The organism is Streptomyces hyaluromycini, from assembly GCF_002217755.1.
GTDB lineage: Bacteria > Actinomycetota > Actinomycetes > Streptomycetales > Streptomycetaceae > Streptomyces > Streptomyces hyaluromycini.
This window is the reverse complement of the sequence record NZ_BCFL01000046.1, coordinates 18,660-40,997: the sequence shown is the minus strand read 5'-3', so window position 1 is coordinate 40,997 and position 22,338 is coordinate 18,660. Positions and strand designations below refer to the sequence as shown.

The window sequence follows — 22,338 nt, the reverse complement described above, 5'->3', positions numbered from 1 at the left end:
CATCAACATATCTGGCGTTGACTTTTGGCACGCTGTTGAGTTCTCAAGGAACGGTCGCTTCCTTTGTACTCACCCTCTCGGGCTTTCCTCCGGGCTTCCCTTCGGTGTTTCCGACTCTATCAGATCCTTTCGGCGTCCGATTCCCGGTCGGCGGGATTGTCTTGGGCTTTCCGGCTTTCGCCCGTCGGCCTTTCGACATTCACTACGTTAGCCGATTCCCGTCGGGACTCATAATCGAGTCCCGCGAGTTCGAATTCGGGCATGCGGGCATGCCGAAATCGACCCCGTCAGGGGAAGTCGTAGGTAGTGGGTGGCCGCTTCCGGCTGCTGGCGATTGCCGTACCCGGTTCAAGCGGCTCGGGCCACATTACGCACCTTCCAGGGACGCGTCAACTTGAGCGGCGCCTGGGTACATGGGCCCGATAGGGGCTCACCGTGGGGTCGTTGGCGACCCAGTAGCGCCAGGGATGGGCGTCGCCGTTGCCGCCCTCGCCGGCGACTCCGGTGCGCGGACCGCTGCGTACCTGGTCGGAGGGTACGGGCGTGCCGGTCACTATCCGCAGGGGTGTCTCGCCGGCGGCACACGCGTCCGTGCCGTCCAGGGCCCGGTCGACGCCCAGGGCGGTGGCCAGGCGGGCCGGTCCTTTGGCCAGTTCTCTGTCGTATCGGGCCGAAAGTCGACGTTTACGTGCGAGCTCGGCGCCCTCGACGATCTCGCCGGCGCGGAGCAGGACCGCGCTCGGGGTGCCCTCGGGACCGCAGACGAGGTTCATGCAGAACCACATGCCGTAGGTGAAGTAGACGTACACATGTCCGGGCGGACCGAACATCACGTCGTTGCGGGGGGTGTGGCCGCGATAGGCGTGCGAGCCGGGGTCGTTCGGGCCGTCGTACGCCTCCACCTCTGTGAGGCGCACCGCGATCGGACCGTCCGGGGTGGTGCGGACCAGGACGCGGCCCAGGAGGTCGGGGGCGACCTCCAGTACAGGGCGGTCGAAGAAGGTTCTGGGGAGTGGCGTACGGTCCGGGGGCGCGATCATGGCGACCGAGGGTAGTCCAGTCCGGGTACGCCAAGGGCTGGTCAAGGATTCGTCTGCTTGCCAGGGTGTGGGCCGGAACCGGTCGCGACCGGATCGCGTTTGTAGGGATCAAGGGTCCGTACGTAATAGAGGGAGAGTCATGGGGTTCAAGAAGCTGCTCGCGAGCCTGGGGGCCGGCGGGGCGTCCGTCGAGACGGTGCTCACCGAGGTGAACGTCGTACCGGGCGGTGTGGTCCAGGGCGAGGTGCGGATCCAGGGCGGCTCGGTGAACCAGGAGATCCAGGGACTGTCCGTGGGTCTCCAGGCGCGGGTCGAGGTGGAGAGCGGCGACGAGGAGTACAAGCAGAACATCGGCTTCGGCAAGGTGCGGCTCGGCGGTGCCTTCGAGCTTCAGGCCGGGGCCGTGCACGCGGTGCCGTTCGGGCTGGAGATTCCGTGGGAGACGCCCGTCACGATGATCGACGGGCAGGCGCTGCGCGGGATGAACATCGGGGTGACCACCGAGCTGGACATCGCGCGTGCCGTCGACTCCGGGGATCTGGACCCGATCAACGTGCATCCGCTGCCGGCGCAGAAGGCGATCCTGGACGCCTTCATCCAGCTGGGCTTCCGTTTCAAGACCGCGGACCTGGAGAAGGGGCACATCCGGGGGACGCGGCAGACGCTGCCGTTCTACCAGGAGGTCGAGTTCCACCCGCCGTCCCAGTACCGGGGGCTGAACCAGGTCGAGCTGAGCTTCGTGGCGGACGCGCACGCCATGGACGTCATCCTCGAAATGGACAAGAAGCCGGGGCTGTTCAGCGAGGGCAGCGACACGTTCCGCTCGTTCCAGGTGGGTCTGCACGACTTCCACGGGACCGACTGGGCGGGTTATCTCAACCAGTGGCTGTCCGAGGTCGGCAGCAAGCGCAACTGGTTCTAGGCTCGGGAACTGCGGATTCCGTGACGGGTTCCGTAATCGATCAGTACCGATCAGGAGGTACCGAGGTGACCGAGCTCAAGCGGCGGCCTCTCCCCCATGACTTCCATCCGCCCGTCCCGTCGTTCACGGTGACGAGCGAGGACATCGTGGAAGGGGCGACGCTCAAGGACGCTCAGGTCTACGCCAAGGGCAACACCTCGCCGCAGCTGCGGTGGGAGGGCTTCCCGGCCGAGACCAAGAGCTTCGCCGTGACCTGTTACGACCCCGACGCCCCGACGGGCAGCGGGTTCTGGCACTGGACCGTGTTCGACATCCCGGCCTCGGTGACCGAGCTGCCGGCCGGCGCGGGCAGCGGCAAGTTCGAGGGGCTGCCCGAGGGCGCGGTGCAGGTGCGCAACGACTACGGGTCGAAGGACTTCGGCGGTGCCGCGCCGCCGCCCGGGGACGGGCCGCACCGGTACGTCTTCACGGTGTACGCGGTGGACCAGGAGAAGCTCGGTCCGGACGCCGATGTGTCGCCTGCCGTCGTCGGGTTCAACCTGCGGTTCCACGCGATCGCGCGTGCCCAGCTCATCGGGGAGTACGAGAACCCCGAGCAGGGCTGACGCGGCGCGCGAAATCAGCTGAGCGTTCATTGAACGTTTGCCCGCCTCTGGTCATGGAAGTGATCAGGGGCGGGCAGTTTTTATTGCGTTGTCCATCTCGGCGCGCCCGTCCAGAGTTGATCCAAGCCCGCCGGGGGTGGGCACGGTGCACATGGGAGGTGGGCTGGATGCGTGACACGCTGGTGCTGAACGCGAGCTTCGAGCCGCTGTCTACGGTGACGTTGAACCGCGCCGTTGTTCTGGTGCTCCAGGACAAGGCCGTCGTCGAGCAGGCCCACCCCGAACTGCGCATGCGCGGTGCGGATGTGGACATACCCGCGCCCCGGGTGATCAGGCTGTGCCGTTATGTACGGGTGCCGTTCCGGAGACAGGCGCCCTGGTCGAGGCGGGGGGTGCTGGTCAGGGACCGGCACCGGTGCGCGTACTGCGGGCGGCGGGCGACGACCGTCGACCATGTGGTGCCTCGGGCCCAGGGCGGTCAGGACTCTTGGCTGAACACGGTGGCCTCGTGCGCGGAGGACAATCACCGGAAGGCGGACCGGACGCCGGAGCAGGCGGGGATGCCGTTGCTTCGGAGGCCGTTCGAGCCTTCGCCGCAGGATGCGATGCTGTTGGCTATGGGGGCCGAGGATTTGGCGGCGTTGCCTGAGTGGCTGGCAGGGGATGTAGCCGCCTAAGAGAGTGCCGGTTCCGGTCGTTCGGCGGCTGCGGCTGCGTTGTGGCTGATCGCGCAGTTCCCCGCTCCCCCAAGAACAAGACGGTGGGTGCGGGGAACCTTTGTTTTCCGGAACGGTCAGTCGATGTTGGGCTTTTCCCTGCGCTCCTGTGCCGGGACGTTGCCGCCGCCGTTTGAACCGCCGCCCAGGTTGCCGAAGTTGCCCATCGCGCCTGAGAGGCCCTTGAGGGCGTCGCCGATTTCGCTGGGGACGATCCAGAGCTTGTTGGCGTCGCCCTCGGCGATCTTCGGGAGCATCTGGAGGTACTGGTAGGAGAGGAGCTTCTGGTCCGGGTCGCCGGCGTGGATCGCCTCGAAGACCGTGCGGACCGCCTGGGCCTCGCCCTCCGCGCGGAGCGCCGCCGCCTTGGCCTCGCCCTCGGCGCGCAGGATCTGGGACTGCTTCTCGCCCTCGGCAGTGAGGATCGCGGCCTGGCGCGTGCCTTCGGCGGTGAGGATCGCGGCGCGCTTGTCACGGTCGGCGCGCATCTGCTTCTCCATCGAGTCCTGGATGGAGGTGGGCGGTTCGATCGCCTTGAGCTCGACGCGGTTGACGCGGATGCCCCACTTGCCGGTGGCCTCGTCGAGGACGCCGCGCAGGGCCGCGTTGATCTCCTCGCGGGAGGTCAGGGTGCGCTCCAGGTCCATGCCGCCGATGATGTTGCGGAGCGTGGTGACCGTCAGCTGCTCGATGGCCTGGATGTAGCTGGCGACCTCGTACGTGGCCGCGCGGGCGTCCGTCACCTGGTAGTAGATGACGGTGTCGATGTTCACCACCAGGTTGTCCTGGGTGATCACCGGCTGCGGCGGGAACGGTACGACCTGTTCACGCAGGTCGATGCGGTTGCGGATGGTGTCGATGAACGGGACCACGATGTTGAGGCCCGCGTTCAGTGTCCGCGTGTAGCGGCCGAAGCGCTCGACGATGGCGGCGCTCGCCTGCGGGATGACTTGGATCGTCTTGATCAGGGCGATGAAGACCAACACCACCAGAATGATCAGGACGATGATGACCGGTTCCATCGTCGCTCCCCGTACCCTTCTCCGCCTCGGCGCTTCGGAAGATCTTATGGTTGTTGAAGATCTTGCTGGATGAGTCTGACAGACGCACGCGCAACTCGGGGACTCTTCTGTTCAGTTGAGTCTTACGAGGTCAGATGACAATCGCCGTGGCCCCCTCGATCTCCACGACGTCCACCTCCTGGCCCACTTCGTAGGCGCGGTCCGGGTGGAGGGAGCGCGCCGACCAGATCTCGCCCGCGAGCTTGATCCGTCCGTCCGCGCCGTCGACGCGTTCGAGTACGACGGCTTGTCTGCCCTTCAAGGCGTCGACTCCGGTGGCGAGTTGGGGCCGCTGGGCGGCGTGCCGGTTGGCGATGGGCCGTACGACGGCGATCAGCGCGACCGAGACGACGACGAAGACGAGTACCTGGAGCACGACGCCCGCGCCGAGTCCGGCGGTGGCGGCGGCGGCCACGGCACCGACCGCGAACATGCCGAACTCCGGCATTGCGGTCACCACGAGCGGAATTCCGAGCGCCGCCGCGACGACGAGCCACCACACCCATGCGTCGATGCTGTTCACACAGTCATGGTACGGCCGGGGGTGCCGCCCCCGACAGAGCGCTTTGCCGGGTCAGGGCGCGTCAGAACCCGTCAGGACAGGGGCAGTCCGTGGGCGGTCCAGCGGTCGCCGAGCTGCTCGACGACGAGCGGGAGGCCGAAGCAGAGGGAGAGGTTGCGGGAGGTGAGTTCGAGCTCCAGCGGGCCGGCGGCGAGGATCTTGCCCTGACGGATCATCAGGACGTGGGTGAAGCCGGGGGCGATCTCCTCGACATGGTGGGTCACCATGATCATGGAGGGGGCGATCGGGTCCCGGGCGAGCCGGCCGAGGCGGCGGACCAGGTCCTCGCGGCCGCCGAGGTCGAGCCCTGCGGCGGGTTCGTCGAGGAGGAGCAGCTCGGGGTCGGTCATCAGGGCGCGGGCGATCAGGGTGCGCTTGCGCTCGCCCTCGGAGAGGGTGCCGAACTTCCGGTCCACGTACTCGGTCATGCCGAGGCGGTCCAGGAAGGCGCGGGCGCGCTGCTCGTCGACCTCGTCGTACTCCTCCTGCCAGTGGGCGGTCATGCCGTAGGCGGCGGTGAGCACGGTCTCCAGGACGGTCTGGCGCTTGGGGAGCTTCTCGGCCATGGCGACGCCGGCCATGCCGATGCGCGGGCGGAGGTCGAAGACGTCGACCTTGCCGAGGGTGTCGCCGAGGATGGTGGCGGTGCCCTTGCTGGGGAAGAGGTAGCTGGACGCGACGTTGAGGAGGGTGGTCTTGCCGGCGCCGTTGGGGCCGAGGATGACCCAGCGCTCGCCCTCCTTCACCGACCAGGAGACCTGGTCCACCAGAGCCCGGCCCTCCCGGACCACGGATACGTCCTGAAGCTCCAGAACATCGCTCATGAGCGCGTTGTCTCCCCTTGCAGTGTCGCCGTTCTCGGCTGTCGCGTACGCCTGTGGCTCGGGCGGCGGCGCCGGTGGGCGCAGCCCCTACGAAATCTACGCCACGAGTGCGGCGCTCCATTCCATCGGTCCTGTCCTTAGGGTGGAGGCATGCTCTCGGAACCGCGTTCAGGACGCCTTGCCGCTTGGGGAAATGCCCTTTTGGCCGGACTTGCCTCTCCGGATGACGCCGTCCTCGCCATCGTCGGCGAGGACGCGGTGCATCGGGTCGAGGGGCTGCCGGGTGAGTCCGCTCCGGTCGGGCTCACGCTCGCGCTGGGGCGGCTGCGGACGGTGGGGACGACCGGGCTGCGGGTCGCGCTGCCGGCGCCGGGGCATCCGCTGGGGCTGAGCGGGCCGCCGGAGTTCAATGCGCGGGCGCTGGAGGCCGAGGAGGCCGTGATCTGTCACGGTGCCGCGCTCGGGCTGGTGCCGGAGGTGTACGAGGCCGGGCCCGCCGGTGATGTGCATGTCGAGGTGGTCTGGCACGTGCTGCCGGTGCGGGAGGCGCCGCCGGCCGACGTGCCGTCGCTCGGTGAGGCGGAGCGGGAGCTGGCGGAGGCGCTGCGGGACGCCACCGAGATGTTGTCGAAGCTGGACGTCGCGGGGTCGGGGCGGGTGGCGGAGGCGGCGATCGACGCGTACCGGGCGCGGGCCGAGCGGGGGCGGGAGGTACTGGCGCCGGGGTATCCGCCGCGGGCGGTGCGGGTGCTGGAGCTGGCACAGCGGGTGGGACTGCTGATCTCGCTGGCCTATGAGAACGGGCACGGCGGGGCGGTGAGCGCGTCGGAGATGGCGGGGCGGTCGCTGGCGCTGCGGCCGGTGGAGCGGACGGCCCGGCGGGCGCAGGTCGCGGCGTACAACTCGATGGTGGAGGAGCGCGAGCGGGGGCGTTAGCCGAGGTGAGGGCCACACCGCCGACGCAGCCCTCGACGGTCGCGCCGGTCCTGCTTGTTGACCGCGGTGTTGGTCATGGCGACGGCGGCCTTCTTGGCGATGTGCGGGAGGCCGGGCCGTGACTGCCCGTTCGGATCACTGGGACGAAGGGTCGCTGGGCGCAAAAGCCGACCGGCCTTCCGGGGGGCGCCCGGAAGGCCGGAGGTCGATGCCGCCGTGCGGCGCGGTCTCAGTGGTTGAGGCCGAGGTTTCCGAAGGCGGGGTTCAGCACGCCGACGACGTTGATGCTGTTGCCGACGACGTTGACCGGAACGTCCACCGGGGCCTGGATGACGTTGCCCGAGACGACGCCCGGAGAACCGTGGGCCGCGCCGGCCGCACCGGCGCCGCCGGTGTGGGCGGAGGCCATTCCCGCACCGGCGGCCACGATCCCGCCGGCCACCATCGTCACGGCCGCTGCCTTCTTCAGGTTCTTCACTTCTTGAGCCCCTCCTTGGCGATCGCCACGGCGGTCGCCGCAGCACGCCCTGAAGAACGGCGGCGGCCGGGAGAGGATGCGCCGTCCGGGTGACATTCCCACGACGGTATGAATCTCAGCCCGGAAGGCGACCCTCCGGGTTGCCGTCGGTGAAGCGTTGCGGAGGGCGTTTCAGCCGGCCACGCCATGGCGAACGGCCCACAGGGCGGCCTGGGTGCGGTCGGCGAGGTCGAGTTTCATCAGGATGTTCGAGACGTGCGTCTTGACGGTCTTCTCGGACAGCACCAGGGCGCGCGCTATCTCGCGGTTGGAACGGCCGTCGGCGATCAGCACGAGCACCTCGCGCTCCCGCTCGGTGAGCGAACCGCCCCTGCCCTGGCCGGAGTTGGCCTCCTCCTGGGAGAGCAGGGCACCGGCCACCTCGGGCTGGAGCAGGACGTGCCCGGCGTACACCGAGCGGATGGCGGTGGCGAGCGCGTCGGGATCGACGTCCTTGTAGACGTATCCGGCGGCGCCCGCGCGCAGGGCCGGGACCACCGTGCGCTGTTCGGTGAAGCTGGTGACGATCAGCACGCGCGCGGGGTTGTCGAGTTCGCGAAGCTTGCGCAGCGCCTCCACGCCGTCCAGGCCGGGCATCTTGACGTCCATGAGGACGACGTCGGGGCTCAGCTCCTGGGCGCGCTCGACCCCCTCGGCGCCGTCGGCGGCCTCGCCGACGACCTCGATGTCGTCCTGGACCTCCAGAAAGGTGCGCAGGCCACGGCGGACGACCTGGTGGTCGTCGACCAGCAGCACCCGGATCGCGTCAGCCACCGGGGACCTCCATCTCGATCGTGGTGCCCTTGCCGGGCGCCGATTCCACGGTCAGTGTGCCGCCGACGCCGCTCGCCCGGTCCCGCATGGAGACCAGGCCGAGGTGGCGTCCGGCGCTCCGGGTGAGGTGCGGGTCGAAGCCGCCGCCGTCGTCGGTGACCCGCAGGACGGCGCCGCCGCCGCGCCGGTTCACGGTCACGTCGACGTGCTCGGCCCCGGAGTGCCGCAGGGCGTTGTGCAGGGCTTCCTGGGCGACCCGGAGCAGGGCCTCCTCCTGGGCGGCGGGCAGGGCCCGGAAGCCGCTGGCGGCGAAGGTCACGCGCGCGGTGTGAGCGCGGTCGAGGACCTGGATCTGGGTGCGCAGGGTGGCGACGAGGCCGTCCTCGTCCAGGGCGGCGGGGCGCAACTCCACGACTGCCGCGCGCAGTTCTTCGGTGGCTTCGGCGGCGAGCACGGCCACCTGCTGCAACTCGCCCTTGGCGCGGGAGGGATCGCGGTCGACCAGGGCGGCGGCGGCCTGGGCGGTCAGCCGCAGGGAGAACAGCTTCTGGCTGACCGCGTCGTGCAACTCGTGGGCGAGCCGGGAGCGTTCCTCGGCGATGGTCAGCTCGCGGCTGCGCTCGTAGAGGCGGGCGTTGGTGAGGGCGATGGCCGCGTGCTGGGCGAGGATGGAGAGGAGTTCCTCGTCCTCGGCGGTGAAGCCGCAACCGCCTTCCGGTTTGGGGCAGTTCTTGTTCGCCAGGAACAGCGCGCCGATGACCTCGTCGCCGTCGCGGACCGGCAGGCCCAGGAAGTCCGACATCTCGGGGTGGGCCGAGGGCCAGCCCTCGAAGCGGGGGTCCGTGCGGACGTCGGCCAGTCGCTCGACCTTGGCCTCGCGCAGCATCGCGGCGAGGATGCCGTGCTGGCGCGGGAGCGGGCCGATGGCCTTCCACTGGGCGTCGGTGACGCCGTCGACGACGAACTGGGCGAAGCCGCCGTGGTCGTCGGGGACCCCGAGCGCGGCGTACTGCGCGTCGAGCAGCTCGCGGGCGGAGGCGACGATCGTCTTGAGAACGTCGCGCACCTCCAGATGCCTGCTCATGGCCAGCAGCGCGGAGCTCACCGCCGCGAGGCCGGACCGGGGACCTTGACTCATGCCCTCACGGTACCGGCGGGGTCCGACACCACGGATCGGGCCGACGGCGCAGGGCCCGGACCGGAGGCCGTAGGCCAGGAGACCTAGGGCGCGGGGCCCGGACCGGCGGCGTAGTCCGAAGGGCCCCTGCGGGTTGCGGCCCGCGTCCGAGGCGGCCGGGGCGGTCCCCTTCCTACGTTGGGGGCACCGCCGGGGCAGGCGGGCGGAGCCGAGGGGACGGTTGTCATGCCGGTAGCGATCATCACGGGGGCCTCGAAGGGGCTGGGGCGGGCGCTGGCCGACGCGCTGGCCGCGCGCGGCTGGGATCTGGTGCTGGACGCCAGGGGCGCAGAGGTCCTCAAGGAGACGGCGGAGGCCGTGGCGGGGCACGGGACACGGGTGACGGCGCTGCCCGGCGATGTGACGGACGGCAGGCACCGGGCCGGCCTGGTGGCCGCGGCGTGGGACCTGGGCGGGGTGGACCTGCTGGTGAGCAACGCCAGCGCGCTGGGCGCCGAGCCACTGGTGCGCCTGGGCGAGCTGCCTCTGGAGGGGCTGCGCCGGGCGCTGGAGGTGAACGTGGTGGCCGCGCTGGGCCTGGTCCAGGAGGCGCTGCCGCTGCTGCGGGAGTCGGCGGCGGGAGCGGTGGTCGCGATCAGCTCGGACGCGGGCGCCGAGGCGTACGAGACCTGGGGCGGCTACGGCGCCTCGAAGGCGGCCCTGGACCAGCTGGCGGCCGTGCTCGGCGTGGAGGAGCCGGGGCTGCGGGTGTGGGCGGTGGATCCCGGGGACATGGCGACCGACCTGTACACGGCCGCCGTACCGGACGACGACGATCCGCGGCCGGCGCCGGAGTCCGTGGTCCCGGCGTTCCTGCGGCTTCTGGACGAGCGGCCGGCCAGTGGGCGGTACGGCGCTCCTGCCCTGGCGGAGGGGCGATGACGACCGTTGTGAGGGTGCCGGAGGAGCTGTCCGCGCGGGTGCCGGCCGAGCAGCGCGGGCCGGGTCTTGAGCGGGACGCCGTACGGCTGCTGGTGTCGCGCGGGACGGCGGTGTCGCATCACGCCTTCGCCGAGCTGCCGTGCCTGCTGCGAGCCGGGGACCTGCTGGTGGTGAACACCTCTCCCACCCTGGCGGCCGCCGTGGACGGGCGGGTCGGGCACGCGCGCGTGGTGGTGCACTTCTCCACGCGCGGGGACGACGGACGGTGGGCGGTCGAGCTGCGGGAACCGAACGGAAACGGCACCACACGCGCGCGTGCGGGCACACCTGCGGGGAGTGAGGTGCGGCTGCCCGGGGGCGTACGGCTGGTCCTGGAGGAGCCGCTGAGCGCGCGGGGCGAGCGGCTGCGGTGGGCGCGGGCCTCGGCGGACGTGGGGGGACTGCTGCGGGAGCACGGGCGGCCCATTCGTTACTCCTATACGGAGCGGGACCAGCCGTTGTCCGTGTACCAGACGGTGTTCGCGCTGCCGCCGGCGGACGGGGCGGGGAGTGCGGAGATGCCGAGTGCGGCACGGCCCTTCACCGCGCGGCTGGTGGCGGAGCTGGTGAGCCGGGGGGTGCAGTTCGCGCCGGTCACCCTGCATACCGGGGTGTCGTCGGCGGAGGCGCACGAGCCGCCGTACGCGGAACGTTTCGCCGTGCCGGAGGCGTCGGCGCGGCTGATCAACAACGCGAAGGCCGGAGACCGGCGGGTGATCGCCGTCGGGACGACCGCCGTGCGGGCCGTGGAGTCGGCCGCCGGGGACGACGGGGTGGTGCGGGCGGCCGAGGGGTGGACGGAGCTCGTCGTGACGCCCGAGCGCGGGGTGCGGGTGGTGGACGGGCTGGTGACCGGGCTGCACGAGCCGGAGGCCTCGCATCTGCTGATGCTGGAGGCGGTCGCGGGGCGGGCCGCGGTCGACCGCAGCTACGAGGAGGCGCTGCGCGGGCTCTACCTGTGGCACGAGTTCGGGGATGTGCACCTCGTCCTTCCGGAGGAGAGCCCTCACGCAGAGCATTGCGAGAGCAACTCCCGGTGAGATTCATGTGCGGCCGATGTGAGGCGGCACATAGGGCGCACATCACGTACGAACGGACATAGGAGATAGAGGGTCCCTGCCCGAACGGGGCAGACGCTCCAGTCTGTCCCGTTTTGCCCATCCGGGCTCCACTACCGGGGATCGTACGTCACACCTTTGCCACAGCATTTTGCGGCCGCTAAGAATGGCTGCGTCGCTCGGCACCGCGGGTTCCCCCCGCGGTGTTCGTGCAGGAGGAGCCGGTCTCCCCCACGGACAACGAGCGACCTCCGCGCTATTCGAAGAGGTCCTGCCATGCCCAAGCACACCCACAGTCCGACGCTGACCAAGCACCGCAAGATCGCGCTCGCCGGTGTCGCCACGCTCGGCGCCGCCGCCGTCGCCTTCTCGGCCGTGCCCAGCAGCGCCGAGACGATCACGTCCGGTGCCCCCGCGACCGCCGCCCAGGCGGCCTACGGCACCGCGCAGATCAAGGACGTCACGGGCAAGGTCACCGACCGGCTGGCCCTCCAGAACGTCAAGGTCGAGGCCATCGCCGCCAAGAAGAAGGCCTCCGCCCACCAGCTGCACGTGGCTCACCTGAAGAAGGTCCACGCAGCCCACGTGAAGCACGTCCACGCCGCCCACGTGAAGCATGTCGCCGCCGCGAAGAAGGCCGCCGCCAAGCGCGCCGCCCAGCAGACCGCGAGCCGGTCCGCGCTGCGCCCGCAGATCCAGCAGGTCGCCGCGAAGACCTACGCCAACAACCTCGACGGCTGGATCCGCCAGGCCCTGGACATCATGAACGCCAAGGGCATCCCGGGCTCCTACAGCGGCCTGCACCGCAACATCATGCGCGAGTCCTCCGGCAACCCGAACGCCATCAACAACTGGGACATCAACGCCATCAACGGCATCCCCTCCAAGGGCCTGCTGCAGGTGATCCCGCCGACCTTCGCCACGTACCACGTCTCCGGCACGTCCTGGAACATCTACGACCCGGTAGCCAACATCACCGCCGCCGCCAACTACGCGGCGCACCGGTACGGCTCGATCGACAACGTCAACAGCGCGTACTGAGGCCGCGCGGACCTCTGCACGCACACGCCGAAGGGCGGCACCCCGTTGCGGGTGCCGCCCTTCGGCGTCGTACGGACCGCGAACGCTACTTGCGCATGACCTCGGGCTCGTGGCGGCGCAGGAAGCGGGCCACCAAGAAGGCGCAGACCACGCCGAGGGCGATCAGGGCGACCATGTCCAGGGTCCAGGCGCCGGCGGTGTGCGCCCACAGCGGGTCATCGGGCTTGCCCTTGCCGGGCGGGGCGATCCTGTTGAAGTCCAGGGTGGCGCCCGCGGCGGCGACGGCCCAGCGCGACGGCATCAGGTACGAGAACTGGTTGACCCCGATCGTGCCGTTCAGGGCGAACAGGCAGCCGGTGAAGACGACCTGGATGATCGCGAACATGACCAGCAGCGGCATGGTCTTCTCGGAGGTCTTCACCAGGGCGGACATGACCAGGCCGAACATCATCGAGGTGAAGCCCAGCGCCATGACCGGCAGGCAGAGCTCCAGGAGCGTGAGGTGGCCGAAGACCACACCCTCGTCCGGGATCGTCCGGCTGGCGAAGCCGATGACGCCGACCAGCAGGCCCTGCAGGACCGTGACGATGCCGAGCACGAAGACCTTGGACATCAGGTACGCGGAGCGGGACAGGCCGGTCGCGCGCTCCCGCTCGTAGATGACCCGTTCCTTGATCAGCTCACGGACGGAGTTCGCGGCACCGGCGAAGCAGGCACCGACGGCGAGGATCAGCAGGACCGTGGTGGCCGTGCCGTTCGGGACGGGCTGCTGGGTCGCCGGATTGATCTCCGTGTTGACCAGCAGGTCCTTGCCCGAGTCGATCAGCAGGCTCACCGAGCCGAGGACGAGCGGCAGGATCACCGTCAGCAGCAGGAAGCCCTTGTCGGAGGCGATCACCGACACGTACCGACGCACGAGCGTGCCGAACTGCGACATCCAGCCCTGCGGCTTGCGCGGCTTCATGGCCTGCATCGGAGGCATCTGTACGGACTGCGGAGCGATCGCGTCGATGTCCGCGGCGTACATCTGGTAGTGCTGCGAGCCCTTCCAGCGGCCCGCCCAGTCGTAGTCGCGGTAGTTCTCGAAGGCGGAGAAGACGTCGGCCCAGGTGTCGTAGCCGAAGAAGTTCAGCGCCTCCTCCGGCGGGCCGAAGTAGGCCACCGAGCCGCCCGGCGCCATCACCAGGAGCTTGTCGCACAGCGCCAGCTCGGCCACCGAGTGGGTGACGACGAGGACCGTGCGGCCGTCGTCGGCAAGTCCGCGCAGCAGCTGCATGACATCGCGGTCCATGCCCGGGTCGAGACCCGAGGTGGGCTCGTCGAGGAAGATCAGCGACGGCTTGGTGAGCAGTTCCAGGGCCACCGACACGCGCTTGCGCTGGCCGCCGGAGAGGGAGGTGACCTTCTTCTCCTTGTGGATGTCGAGCTTCAGCTCGCGCAGCACCTCGTCGATGCGGGCCTCGCGCTCCTCGGCCGTGGTGTCGGCGGGGAAACGCAGCTTGGCCGCGTACTTGAGGGCCTTCTTGACCGTCAGCTCCTTGTGCAGGATGTCGTCCTGCGGGACCAGACCGATGCGCTGGCGCAGCTCGGCGAACTGCTTGTACAGGTTGCGGTTGTCGTACAGCACCTCGCCCTCGTTGGCGGGCCGGTAGCCGGTGAGTGCCTTGAGCAGGGTCGACTTGCCGGATCCCGACGGGCCGATGACCGCGATCACGGACTTCTCCGGAACACCGAAGGAAACGTCCTTCAGGATCTGCTTGCCGCCGTCGACCGTGACGGTCAGGTGGCGTGCGGAGAAGGAGACCTCACCGGTGTCGACGAACTCCTCGAGCCGGTCGCCGACGATCCGGAAGGTCGAGTGGCCGACGCCCACGATGTCGTTCGCGTCGAGCAGCGCGCTGCCGCTCTTGGCGATCGGCATGCCGTTGACGTACGTGCCGTTGTGCGAGCCGAGGTCGCGGATCTCCATGCGGCCGTCGGGCGTGGAGTGGAACTCGGCATGGTGGCGCGAGACCTGCAGGTCGGAGACGACCAGTTCGTTGTCCAGGGCACGGCCGATGCGCATCACGCGGCCGATGGAGAACTGGTGGAACGTGGTCGGGCTGCGGTCGCCGTAGACCGGCGGCGCCCCCGCGCCGCCACCGGAGGCCATGGCCGGGGCGCCCTGCTGCTGCGGGATCGCCGACGGGGCCTGCTGCCAGCCCTGTTGCGGAGCCGGCGGCCGCGCGGCCGACTGCTGCGGAGCCGCCGGCTGGGACCAGCCCGCGCCGCCCGCGCCCTGCGCCGCGAGCGGCTGCTGCTGGGGCTGCGGCTGGGCGACGGCGGCCGCGGCGCCCGAGAGGCTCAGGCGCGGTCCGTCGTTCGCGTTGCCGAGATGGACGGCCGAGCCCGGGCCGATCTCCGACCGCTGGACCCGCTGGCTCTGCACGAAGGTGCCGTTGGTACTGCCGTGGTCCTCGATGGCCCAACTGCGGCCGTCGAAGCTGATCGTGGCGTGCCGCCAGGAGACCCTGGCGTCGTCGAACACGATGTCCCCCTGCGGATCGCGTCCGAGGGTGTATGACCTGGACGGATCGAGCGTCCAGGTGCGTCCGTTTGATTCCAGTACGAGTTCCGGCACTCCAAGCCCCATGAGTAGTCCCCCGAGTTACCCCCATCACAGGGAGTCTAGGGATGTCGAACATCGTCGGGAACTATTTCAGGCTCGGCCCCCTGACCGAAAGCCGGGCCTTGTGGCGGCCTCGGACGAGCGCTTCAACTCTTTCCGTTGACGGGGTTGAAACCGGGCCGGAGAGTGGTAATCCACGCGAGGGGGACAAGCGCGACGGAGTGGTCCGGCGTGTCTGCGGATCGGGGGGTCTGCCATGAGTGCTGGTGCGGCTGGTACGGGAGTCGAGCGCGCGAGGCACGGCGTACGGATGCCGTGGACGGACATCCTGTTGTCCGCGCTCGCCGCCGTGAGCTGGGCGTTGATCGGTATGGCGGGTACGGCGGCGCTTGGTCTGCATCTGCTGCGGGCCGACGCGGCGGGCTCACTGGGCCCGATGACCGCGGCCGTTGTGGCGCTCGGGGCGGGTGGTTCGGTCACCCCGGACGGAGATCTGTCCGCTTTCGGCCTGAAGGGAGCGGAGGCCACCACGGCCATCCAGATCACGCCACTCGGGGTGAGCCTGGTCGGTGCGCTGCTTTTGTCATGGTTCTTCTTACGGTCCCTGCGCACGGCCGGAGTTGAGATCGCCCCGGCGGAACTGCTGGCCCGCGCGGGCTCGGTGGTGGTGCTGTTCGTGGCGACGCTGGGCGGACTGGCCTGGGCGGGACACTCCGTCGTGACGATCGACGGCGGTGCGCTCGGCCTGGACAAGCTGCCGGGTGGAGGGAGCGGCGGCGGGCTGAAGATCCCCGGCATCGGTGACATCGGCGGGCTGCTGCCGGACCGCCTCGGTGACCTCGTGAACGCGAACGCGGCGGTCGGCTTCAGCGTGGACACGGCGGCGACCCTGCTCGGCGGCCTCGGCTGGGCGGTGGGCATCCTGCTGATCGCCCTGCTGGCCTCCCGCCGGACTCCGCTGCCGCGCGGCTGGGAGTCGGTCCACCGGGTCGTACGGCCGGCGGCCTCGGCGCTGGTGACGGTACTGCTGGTGGCCGTGGCGGCCGGCTGGGCGGCGGCCGCCTTCGCGGCGATCGGCGACCCGCACCCGGCCCGGATCCTGGGCGCGGCGCTGCTCGGCGCCCCGAACGGCGTCTGGCTGGGTATCCCGATCGGCCTCTTCGTCCCCTTCGACGGCAGGGCCACGGGTGTCCTGACCATGTTCCTGCCGCACCCCCTCGACGAACTCCTGAACTCGAAGTCCGACCAGTCGGTGACCCTGGGCCACCTGGCCGGCCTGGACGGACGGGTATGGCTGCTGGGGATCGCGGCGGCGCTGCTGATGCTGCTGGCCGGGGTGTTCACGGCGGTCCGGACCCCGGTGACCGGGACTCCGGCGGGGCGGAGGGCCGGCTCGGCCGGGGCGGAGGGCACCGGCGGTCGGGGTTCGCGCTCCGGCGCGCTCGGTTTCGCCGGGCGGTGTGCCGTGCGGCTGGGGATCGCCACCGCACTCACGCTGCCGTTGCTGGCCTGGCTGACGGATGTGTCGGTGGACGCCTCGCTGTCGGTGCTGGGCTTCGACGCGTTCGGCGCGGGGATCCAACTGCACGGGCAACTGGGTATGGCGTTGCTGCTCGGAGCGGTCTGGGGTGCGGCGGCGGGGGCGGCGGGGGCGCTGCTGGCGTGGGTGACCGGCGCGGCCGGGTCGCGTGCGGCCCCGCTGGCACGGGGTGACACGGGGCACGGCGGGGCCGACGGCGGGCCTGCCTATCAGGGGGCCGGCGGCGCTCCGGAACGGGGCGGGAGCGAGGCGGGCCCCTATGCGCCGGGGACCCCGTACCGTCCGCCGAACCCGAACACGAACCCTTATCTCCGGGTGCCGGAGGAGCTGCGGGAATCAGGGGGCGGCCGGGGGCCCTGGTCCGGTGGAGCGCAGCGGGCGGCACCGCCGGGTGGTCCCGCCGCCCCAGGGCGTCGTCCGCCGGGCGCACCGCCCCCGGCGGACGACGGCCGGCGCTCCGACGGCCGCCGGGCACCGGAGGAGAGCCGGCCGGGTGGCGGCGGGGACCGCTCCGACGCCCCGCCGCCCGGTTCGGGCGATGTGTACGGCGCTCCCACCATGGCCCGGCCGGTCGACCCGCCGCCCCGCTCCTCGCGGCCCCGGCCGGGCGCGCGGCGGCCCGACGGGTCCCAGGGCGGTCCGAGCGCCGGGCCGCCGCCACCGCCGCCTCCCCCGCCCCCTCCGCCGCCACCCGGGCGGCCCCGACGGTGAGACCGGGCGCCGGACCGTAGCCGTAGCCGAACCGCGCGTGAAGATACGGCCGGGTGCGCTCCTGACCGGGCCATGGACATCGCACGCACGTTCGCCCGTAGTCCGGAATCAAAGCGTCCGACACCGACCCGACACCTATTGTTCCGTGTCCGTCAGGCGGACCACCTGCGCCGCAGGCACTGGGTGCCGGTTACGGTGGTTACACCATGAGCGATCCGCAGACCTCCGAGGTCCCCACTCTCCTCGTCAAGATTTTCGGCAAGGACAGGCCGGGCATCACGGCCGGCCTCTTCGACACGCTTGCCGCCTACATGGTCGACGTGGTCGACATCGAGCAGGTCGTCACGCGAGGCCGCCTGGTGCTGTGCGCGCTCGTGACCCAGCCCCCGGCGGGGCTGGAGGGCGACCTCCGGGCGACCGTGCACAGCTGGGCCGAGTCGATGAAGATGCAGGCGGAGATCATCTCCGGCCGCGGCGACAACCGGCCGCGCGGTCTCGGCCGTTCCCTGGTCACCGTCCTCGGCCACCCCCTGACCGCCGAGTCGACGGCCGCCATCGCCGCCCGGATCGCCAAGACCGGCGGCAACATCGACCGTATCTTCCGGCTCGCCAAGTACCCGGTGACAGCCGTCGAGTTCGCGGTGTCCGGCGTGGAGACCGAGCCGCTGCGCACCGCCCTGGCCTCCGACGCGGCCGAGCTCGGCGTGGACATCGCGGTCGTAGCGGCGGGTCTGCACCGGCGGGCCCAGCGACTGGTCGTCATGGACGTGGACTCGACGCTCATCCAGGACGAGGTGATCGAGCTCTTCGCCGCGCACGCCGGCTGCGAGGACCAGGTCGCCGAGGTGACGGCGGCCGCGATGCGCGGCGAGCTGGACTTCGAGCAGTCGCTGCACGCGCGTGTGGCGCTGCTGGAGGGGCTGGACGAGTCGGTCGTGCAGAAGGTGCGCGCCGAGGTGCGGCTGACGCCGGGCGCGCGGACCCTGATCCGTACGCTGAAGCGGCTCGGCTACCAAGTCGGCGTCGTCTCGGGCGGTTTCACCCAGGTCACCGATGATCTGAAGGAGCGGCTGGGGCTGGACTTCGCCCAGGCCAACACGCTGGAGATCGTCGACGGGAAGCTGACCGGCCGGGTGACCGGCGAGATCGTGGACCGGGCGGGCAAGGCGCGGCTGCTGCGCCGGTTCGCCGCCGAGGCGGGTGTGCCGCTGGTACAGACGGTGGCCATCGGTGACGGGGCCAACGACCTGGACATGCTGAACGCGGCCGGTCTCGGTGTCGCCTTCAACGCCAAGCCGGTGGTCCGCGAGGCCGCGCACACGGCGGTGAACTTCCCGTTCCTCGACACGGTCCTTTATCTGCTGGGCGTCACCCGCGAAGAGGTCGAGGCGGCGGACACCCACGACGAGAGCTGAACCGTCCGGCCTGTCCGACACGCCCATCCGACCCGCCGAATCCGGACACGCCGGTCCGGACCCGAGGGGCCCGGCACCGTCTCCCCGGTGCCGGGCCCCTCGGCGTACCACGTCAGTGGTGGTGCGGTGGTCTCACTCCGAAGGTGCCCAGTAGTCCGCGAGTGTGGCCACGCCGGGCTCCAGGGCCTTCCAGGAGCCCTCGTGCGTCACGACGGCGAAGGCGGCGGCGGGAAAGCCCCGGCGGTTCAGCCACTCGCGGGCGTCGGTCTCGGCGGTGCCGGCGAGGATCTCGGTCACACCGTGCACGCCGGGGTTGTGACCGATGAGGATCACGTTCTGTACATCGTCGGGCACCTCGTTGAGCACGGCGATCAGCTCGCCGGGCGAGGCCTCGTACACCCGCTCCTCATAGATGGTTTTCGGCCGGTGCGCGAGCTCATGGACGGCGAGCTTCCAGGTCTCCCGGGTACGCAGGGAGGTGGAGCACAGGGCCAGGTCGAAGGTGATGCCGCTGTCCGCCAGCTTGCGTCCGGCGACGGCGGCCTCCATTCGGCCCCGGTCAGCGAGCGGTCGCTCGTGGTCGGTCACCTGTGGCCAGTCGGCTTTCGCATGGCGGAAGAGGACAATCCTGCGGGGTTCTGCGACGCTCATGGCACCCAGCTTCGCATGAAACAGGCCATCGGGCGCAGGGAGTTGACATGCGGCTTCGCCCTGCCCGGCGGCCGACGCGGAGGTACGGCGGCTAGCGGGTGACGAGCTGCTGTACGCGCTCGAAGAGGCGGGTGACGGCGGGGTCGCCGGCGGCCGCGTGGGCGTCCGCCGGGTTCAGTATGAGAATCAGCAGGGCGACGAAGGCGAGCGCGGGAAGGGCGAGCGCCCACCAGGGGAGCCGGATGTCGACGCCGCCCGGGGTCGCCGGGTGGGGCCGGGTGTGCGTTAGGGCCGGCATGATCGCCTCCGCTGGTCTCCGAGGTCCGTCGGCCGTCCTCACGGCCACACCTCGAAATTACGGAATCCGCGGTCGTCAACCCATCCGGTGATCCACCCACTTGACCCTGACCCTCACCCCCTAGGGGATGGGGGGCTAGCCCCACCATCGGCCGCGGGAGCGGTGGTCGGCGTGGTCAGGGGGACGCGAGGGTCGCGATGACGGCGATGACGATGAAGATGGCGAAGAACGAGCCGAAGACGATCAGCATCTTCTTCTGACCGTTCTGGGGGTTCGGGTCGAGCACTGGCATGGGGCCAGTCTGGCACCCCCGGAAGGGGACGGACCGGGCGGGGTGGCCGCGACACGGGCCGGCGGGGCCGCTGCGGGCCGAGGGGGCCGGTGCGGGCCGAGGGGGCCGGTGCGGGCCGAGGGGGCCGGTGCGGTGTCAGGCGGTGGCGACCGGCTGGAAGTCAGGCGGCCCCGGCCTGCTCGACGTCACGCGGTCGCGGCCGCCTCGTCCTCCACGGTGCGGTCGCGGCCCGCCAGGACGCCGACCGCCATCTGCGGGATCATCAGGCCGATCATGAGGGCGATCGGCAGCCCCCAGCCGCCGCCGTGCTGGTAGAGCACGCCCACCAGCAGCGGGCCGGGGATGGAGATCAGGTATCCGGCGCTCTGGGCGAAGGCGGAGAGCTGGGCGACGCCCGCGCCGGTCCTGGCCCGCATCCCGACCATGGTGAGGGCCAGCGGGAAGGCGCAGTTCGAGATGCCGAGCAGGACGGCCCAGGCCCAGGCGCCGCCGGCGGGCGCGAGGTACAGGCCGGCGTATCCGGCGAGGCCGCAGACGCCGAGCGCGATCACGATCGGGCCCTGGTGCGGCAGCCGGGTGGCCACGCGCGGGATGACGAAGGCCAGCGGTACGCCCATCGCCATGGTGACGGCCAGCAGCAGCCCCGCCGTGCTCGCGGAGACGCCCGCGTCCCGGAAGATCTGGGCCATCCAGCCCATCGTGATGTAGGCGGCGGTGGCCTGGAGCCCGAAGAACACGGCGAGCGCCCAGGCGGTACGGCTGCGGGTGATCCGCAGGGCGGGCGGCTGCCGTTCCGCACGCGCGCGTGCCTCGGTCTCTGCCCCGGCCTCGGGGGCCGGGGCCGTTCCCCGGTCCCGTACCAGCGGAACCCACGGCAGTACCGCGGCCGCCGCGAGCCCGGCCCACACGGCCAGCCCGGTCTGCCAGCGGCCGCCCAGCGCGTCGGTCATGGGCACGGTCACCGCGGCGGCCACCGAGGTGCCGGCGGCGAGGGCCATCGAGTACAGGCCGGTCATGGAGCCGACCCGGTCGGGGAACCAGCGCTTGACGATGACCGGCATCAGCACGTTGCTGACCGCGATGCCCATGAGCGCGAGCGCGCTGCCGGCCAGGAACCCGGCCGTACTCCCGGCGTACGGCCGTATCAGCAGGCCGGCCGCGACGGCCACCATGCCCGCGCAGACCACGGCCACCGGGCCGAAGCGGCGGGCGAGACGGGGGGCCGTGACGCCGAAGACGGCGAAGCAGAGCGGGGGCACGGAGGTGAGCAGCCCGGCCACGCTGCCGCTCATGCCGAGGCCGTCCCGGACCTCCTCCAGGAGCGCGCCGAGGCTGGTGATGGCGGGCCGGAGGTTGACCGCGGACAGCACGATGCCGATGACGACCAGCCGGGTCGTCCACGCGCGCGTGGCGGTCGCGGGGCTCCGTTCGGGCGCCGTCGTCCGTGCTGAAGCAGCGGTCGCGGTCTCGGTTTCCTTGCCTGCCATGAGGCCCATCATAGAATCATGGGATGATTGGTTGTCCATCCCCGGGCAGGCCCGATCGCCCCGCCGGGCCCTCGCGTGCGAAGGTGTGTCATGCCTCTGAGCCATCCGCGTCGCTCGGCGCTGTCCGAGCAGGTCATCGCCGAGCTGCGGAACCAGATCACCTCGGGCGAGTGGCCGGTGGGCTCGCGCATCCCCACCGAGCCGGAGCTGGTCGAGCAGCTCGGGGTGGCCCGCAACACCGTCCGGGAGGCCGTCCGGGCGCTGGCGCACAACGGCCTGCTGGACATCCGCCAGGGCTCGGGCACGTACGTGGCGGCGACCAGCGAGCTGGCCGGTGTGATGCACCGCCGGTTCGCCGGGGCCGACCCCCGGCACATCGCCGAGCTGCGCTCCACCCTGGAGTCGTCGGCCGCCCGGCTGGCCGCGGTCCGTCGCACCGAGAAGGACCTCAGGCAGCTCGACGCCCTCCTGGCGCGCCGCGAGCAGGCCTGGCGGTCGGGGGACGCGGAGGCCTTCGTGACGGCGGACGCGACCCTGCACCTGGCCGTGGTGGCCGCCTCGCACAACGACGTGCTGACGGCGATGTACGCCGACCTGGGCGAGGTGCTGCGGGAGTGGCTGCGCGCGGACGTCGGCGCCGAGCTGACGCCGCAGTCGTACATGGACCACACCCGGCTGGTCGAGGCGATCCGCGCGGGCGACGCGGACGCGGCCGCGAAGGAGGCGGCGAGCTACCCGTTCCTGTGCCGTCCGGACCGGTTCAGCTCACCTTCTGGTGGCTGACCCACACCGCGCCGACGTCCTTCCAGCAACGGCCGGAGAGCCGGACGGTCATCGCCGGACCGGTGTCGACCGGGGAGCCGTCGGTGTCGATGTCCCACCACTGGACGCACTCGATGTGCAGCCGGACCCGGTCGGTGTCGACATAGGGGTTGTGGCAGTAGACCACCACATGGGAGCCGCGGAGGCTGGTCCGGCAGGACGCACCGAACAGCTGCGGGGCCGGCTTGTGCCCGCTGGGCACGCGCGCGTGGGACTCCGCGTCGTACGGCAGCGTCAGCACGAGGGCGAGGGCCAGGGTCACCGGGGCCAGGCTGCGGGACAGGCGCACAAGGGGACCTCCTCGGCCGGGCTGGGGAGGGACATCGCGCGGTGAACGCTTGCTCCACGCGTAATCCAGGG

The 22,338-nt window shown here is 71.0% G+C and carries 22 protein-coding genes and 1 pseudogene; 10 read left to right on the top strand and 13 right to left on the bottom strand.

Annotated elements, in window-relative coordinates:
* Window positions 1-389: 389 nt before the first annotated feature.
* Complete coding sequence (locus tag SSP29_RS50905; protein ID WP_089107849.1) at window positions 390-1,040, bottom strand: DNA-3-methyladenine glycosylase; 651 nt, start codon at window positions 1,038-1,040, stop codon at window positions 390-392.
* Between the two features lie 139 nt (window positions 1,041-1,179).
* Between SSP29_RS50905 and SSP29_RS50900 the strand changes: the two genes are divergently transcribed.
* From SSP29_RS50900 to SSP29_RS50890, 3 genes are all read left to right on the top strand, one after another.
* A complete protein-coding gene (locus SSP29_RS50900; protein ID WP_089107848.1) occupies window positions 1,180-1,962 on the top strand; it encodes a sporulation protein in 783 nt (260 codons plus the stop codon).
* A 65-nt stretch (window positions 1,963-2,027) separates the two neighbouring features.
* A complete protein-coding gene (locus SSP29_RS50895; RefSeq protein WP_089107847.1) occupies window positions 2,028-2,567 on the top strand; it encodes a YbhB/YbcL family Raf kinase inhibitor-like protein in 540 nt (179 codons plus the stop codon).
* Between the two features lie 167 nt (window positions 2,568-2,734).
* Entirely contained in the window at window positions 2,735-3,244 is a 510-nt protein-coding gene (locus SSP29_RS50890) for an HNH endonuclease (protein WP_089107846.1), read from the top strand.
* A 116-nt stretch (window positions 3,245-3,360) separates the two neighbouring features.
* On the opposite strand, the gene SSP29_RS50885 is transcribed toward SSP29_RS50890, so the two are convergent.
* The 3 genes and pseudogenes from SSP29_RS50885 to SSP29_RS50875 all read right to left on the bottom strand — a co-directional run.
* Window positions 3,361-4,305 carry an SPFH domain-containing protein gene (locus SSP29_RS50885; RefSeq protein ID WP_089107845.1) on the bottom strand — a complete coding sequence of 315 codons (945 nt, stop codon included), beginning with the start codon at window positions 4,303-4,305 and terminating at the stop codon, window positions 3,361-3,363.
* A gap of 130 nt (window positions 4,306-4,435) precedes the next feature.
* Window positions 4,436-4,867 (bottom strand): NfeD family protein, encoded by a 432-nt coding sequence (locus tag SSP29_RS50880; protein ID WP_089107844.1) that lies wholly within the window; start codon window positions 4,865-4,867, stop codon window positions 4,436-4,438.
* Between the two features lie 338 nt (window positions 4,868-5,205).
* Window positions 5,206-5,730, bottom strand: a pseudogene (locus tag SSP29_RS50875) (ABC transporter ATP-binding protein); the annotation flags it as partial.
* Between the two features lie 150 nt (window positions 5,731-5,880).
* Between SSP29_RS50875 and SSP29_RS50870 the strand changes: the two are divergent.
* The gene (locus SSP29_RS50870; RefSeq protein ID WP_089107842.1) at window positions 5,881-6,666 is read left to right on the top strand and encodes an Rv1486c family protein; all 786 of its coding nucleotides are present in this window, start codon (window positions 5,881-5,883) and stop codon (window positions 6,664-6,666) included.
* A gap of 229 nt (window positions 6,667-6,895) precedes the next feature.
* Here SSP29_RS50870 and SSP29_RS50865 read toward each other — a convergent pair whose 3' ends face one another.
* The 3 genes from SSP29_RS50865 to SSP29_RS50855 all read right to left on the bottom strand — a co-directional run bounded on the left by SSP29_RS50865 (window position 6,896) and on the right by SSP29_RS50855 (window position 9,095).
* Window positions 6,896-7,144, bottom strand: coding sequence for a chaplin (locus SSP29_RS50865; protein WP_089107841.1), 249 nt, complete (start codon window positions 7,142-7,144; stop codon window positions 6,896-6,898).
* Between the two features lie 171 nt (window positions 7,145-7,315).
* Window positions 7,316-7,957, bottom strand: coding sequence for a response regulator (locus tag SSP29_RS50860; protein ID WP_089107840.1), 642 nt, complete (start codon window positions 7,955-7,957; stop codon window positions 7,316-7,318).
* Entirely contained in the window at window positions 7,950-9,095 is a 1,146-nt protein-coding gene (locus SSP29_RS50855; RefSeq protein WP_089107839.1) for a GAF domain-containing sensor histidine kinase, read from the bottom strand. The genes SSP29_RS50860 and SSP29_RS50855 overlap by 8 nt, the downstream gene beginning before the upstream one ends.
* A gap of 225 nt (window positions 9,096-9,320) precedes the next feature.
* On the opposite strand from SSP29_RS50855, the gene SSP29_RS50850 reads away from it, so the two are divergent.
* The 3 genes from SSP29_RS50850 (at window position 9,321) to SSP29_RS50840 (ending at window position 12,154) form a co-directional block, all read left to right on the top strand.
* On the top strand, window positions 9,321-10,016 hold the full coding sequence (locus SSP29_RS50850; protein ID WP_089107838.1) for an SDR family NAD(P)-dependent oxidoreductase: 696 nt from the start codon (window positions 9,321-9,323) through the stop codon (window positions 10,014-10,016).
* Window positions 10,013-11,095 (top strand): S-adenosylmethionine:tRNA ribosyltransferase-isomerase, encoded by a 1,083-nt coding sequence (locus tag SSP29_RS50845; RefSeq protein ID WP_089107837.1) that lies wholly within the window; start codon window positions 10,013-10,015, stop codon window positions 11,093-11,095. The genes SSP29_RS50850 and SSP29_RS50845 overlap by 4 nt, the downstream gene beginning before the upstream one ends.
* A 294-nt stretch (window positions 11,096-11,389) precedes the next feature.
* Window positions 11,390-12,154, top strand: coding sequence for a transglycosylase SLT domain-containing protein (locus SSP29_RS50840; RefSeq protein ID WP_089107836.1), 765 nt, complete (start codon window positions 11,390-11,392; stop codon window positions 12,152-12,154).
* A gap of 85 nt (window positions 12,155-12,239) precedes the next feature.
* Here SSP29_RS50840 and SSP29_RS50835 read toward each other — a convergent pair whose 3' ends face one another.
* On the bottom strand, window positions 12,240-14,774 hold the full coding sequence (locus tag SSP29_RS50835) for an ABC transporter ATP-binding protein/permease (protein WP_089107835.1): 2,535 nt from the start codon (window positions 14,772-14,774) through the stop codon (window positions 12,240-12,242).
* 244 nt (window positions 14,775-15,018) lie between these two features.
* On the opposite strand from SSP29_RS50835, the gene SSP29_RS50830 reads away from it, so the two are divergent.
* Both SSP29_RS50830 and serB read left to right on the top strand, forming a co-directional pair.
* Entirely contained in the window at window positions 15,019-17,013 is a 1,995-nt protein-coding gene (locus tag SSP29_RS50830; protein ID WP_089107834.1) for a streptophobe family protein, read from the top strand.
* Window positions 17,014-17,219: 206 nt separating this feature from the next.
* Window positions 17,220-18,428 carry a phosphoserine phosphatase SerB gene (gene serB, locus SSP29_RS50825; protein ID WP_089107833.1) on the top strand — a complete coding sequence of 403 codons (1,209 nt, stop codon included), beginning with the start codon at window positions 17,220-17,222 and terminating at the stop codon, window positions 18,426-18,428.
* Between the two features lie 132 nt (window positions 18,429-18,560).
* Here serB and SSP29_RS50820 read toward each other — a convergent pair whose 3' ends face one another.
* The 4 genes from SSP29_RS50820 to SSP29_RS50805 all read right to left on the bottom strand — a co-directional run bounded on the left by SSP29_RS50820 (window position 18,561) and on the right by SSP29_RS50805 (window position 21,168).
* Window positions 18,561-19,079 (bottom strand): SixA phosphatase family protein, encoded by a 519-nt coding sequence (locus tag SSP29_RS50820; RefSeq protein WP_089107832.1) that lies wholly within the window; start codon window positions 19,077-19,079, stop codon window positions 18,561-18,563.
* A gap of 91 nt (window positions 19,080-19,170) precedes the next feature.
* A complete protein-coding gene (locus SSP29_RS50815; RefSeq protein WP_089107831.1) occupies window positions 19,171-19,377 on the bottom strand; it encodes a hypothetical protein in 207 nt (68 codons plus the stop codon).
* A 175-nt stretch (window positions 19,378-19,552) separates the two neighbouring features.
* Window positions 19,553-19,669: an SGM_5486 family transporter-associated protein gene (locus tag SSP29_RS61115; RefSeq protein WP_089107830.1), complete on the bottom strand. Its 117-nt coding sequence runs from the start codon at window positions 19,667-19,669 to the stop codon at window positions 19,553-19,555.
* 185 nt (window positions 19,670-19,854) lie between these two features.
* Window positions 19,855-21,168 (bottom strand): CynX/NimT family MFS transporter, encoded by a 1,314-nt coding sequence (locus tag SSP29_RS50805; protein WP_089107829.1) that lies wholly within the window; start codon window positions 21,166-21,168, stop codon window positions 19,855-19,857.
* A 78-nt stretch (window positions 21,169-21,246) separates the two neighbouring features.
* Here SSP29_RS50805 and SSP29_RS50800 point away from each other — a divergent pair, with 78 nt between their 5' ends.
* On the top strand, window positions 21,247-21,939 hold the full coding sequence (locus tag SSP29_RS50800; protein WP_089107828.1) for a FadR/GntR family transcriptional regulator: 693 nt from the start codon (window positions 21,247-21,249) through the stop codon (window positions 21,937-21,939).
* Here the strand turns inward: SSP29_RS50800 and SSP29_RS50795 are convergent.
* On the bottom strand, window positions 21,917-22,267 hold the full coding sequence (locus SSP29_RS50795; protein WP_089107827.1) for a hypothetical protein: 351 nt from the start codon (window positions 22,265-22,267) through the stop codon (window positions 21,917-21,919). The genes SSP29_RS50800 and SSP29_RS50795 overlap by 23 nt on opposite strands.
* Window positions 22,268-22,338 lie beyond the last annotated feature (71 nt).

Bases quoted from the DNA above. Each gene is read 5' to 3' on its own strand.
- SSP29_RS50905 (WP_089107849.1), bottom strand. From the start codon at position 1,040: ATGATCGCGCCCCCGGACCGTACGCCACTCCCCAGAACCTTCTTCGAC.
- SSP29_RS50900 (WP_089107848.1), top strand. From the start codon at position 1,180: ATGGGGTTCAAGAAGCTGCTCGCGAGCCTGGGGGCCGGCGGGGCGTCC.
- SSP29_RS50890 (WP_089107846.1), top strand. From the start codon at position 2,735: ATGCGTGACACGCTGGTGCTGAACGCGAGCTTCGAGCCGCTGTCTACG.
- SSP29_RS50885 (WP_089107845.1), bottom strand. From the start codon at position 4,305: ATGGAACCGGTCATCATCGTCCTGATCATTCTGGTGGTGTTGGTCTTC.
- SSP29_RS50870 (WP_089107842.1), top strand. From the start codon at position 5,881: ATGCTCTCGGAACCGCGTTCAGGACGCCTTGCCGCTTGGGGAAATGCC.
- SSP29_RS50855 (WP_089107839.1), bottom strand. From the start codon at position 9,095: ATGAGTCAAGGTCCCCGGTCCGGCCTCGCGGCGGTGAGCTCCGCGCTG.
- SSP29_RS50850 (WP_089107838.1), top strand. From the start codon at position 9,321: ATGCCGGTAGCGATCATCACGGGGGCCTCGAAGGGGCTGGGGCGGGCG.
- SSP29_RS50845 (WP_089107837.1), top strand. From the start codon at position 10,013: ATGACGACCGTTGTGAGGGTGCCGGAGGAGCTGTCCGCGCGGGTGCCG.
- SSP29_RS50840 (WP_089107836.1), top strand. From the start codon at position 11,390: ATGCCCAAGCACACCCACAGTCCGACGCTGACCAAGCACCGCAAGATC.
- SSP29_RS50830 (WP_089107834.1), top strand. From the start codon at position 15,019: ATGAGTGCTGGTGCGGCTGGTACGGGAGTCGAGCGCGCGAGGCACGGC.
- serB (WP_089107833.1), top strand. From the start codon at position 17,220: ATGAGCGATCCGCAGACCTCCGAGGTCCCCACTCTCCTCGTCAAGATT.
- SSP29_RS50820 (WP_089107832.1), bottom strand. From the start codon at position 19,079: ATGAGCGTCGCAGAACCCCGCAGGATTGTCCTCTTCCGCCATGCGAAA.
- SSP29_RS50815 (WP_089107831.1), bottom strand. From the start codon at position 19,377: ATGCCGGCCCTAACGCACACCCGGCCCCACCCGGCGACCCCGGGCGGC.
- SSP29_RS61115 (WP_089107830.1), bottom strand. From the start codon at position 19,669: ATGCCAGTGCTCGACCCGAACCCCCAGAACGGTCAGAAGAAGATGCTG.
- SSP29_RS50805 (WP_089107829.1), bottom strand. From the start codon at position 21,168: ATGATGGGCCTCATGGCAGGCAAGGAAACCGAGACCGCGACCGCTGCT.
- SSP29_RS50800 (WP_089107828.1), top strand. From the start codon at position 21,247: ATGCCTCTGAGCCATCCGCGTCGCTCGGCGCTGTCCGAGCAGGTCATC.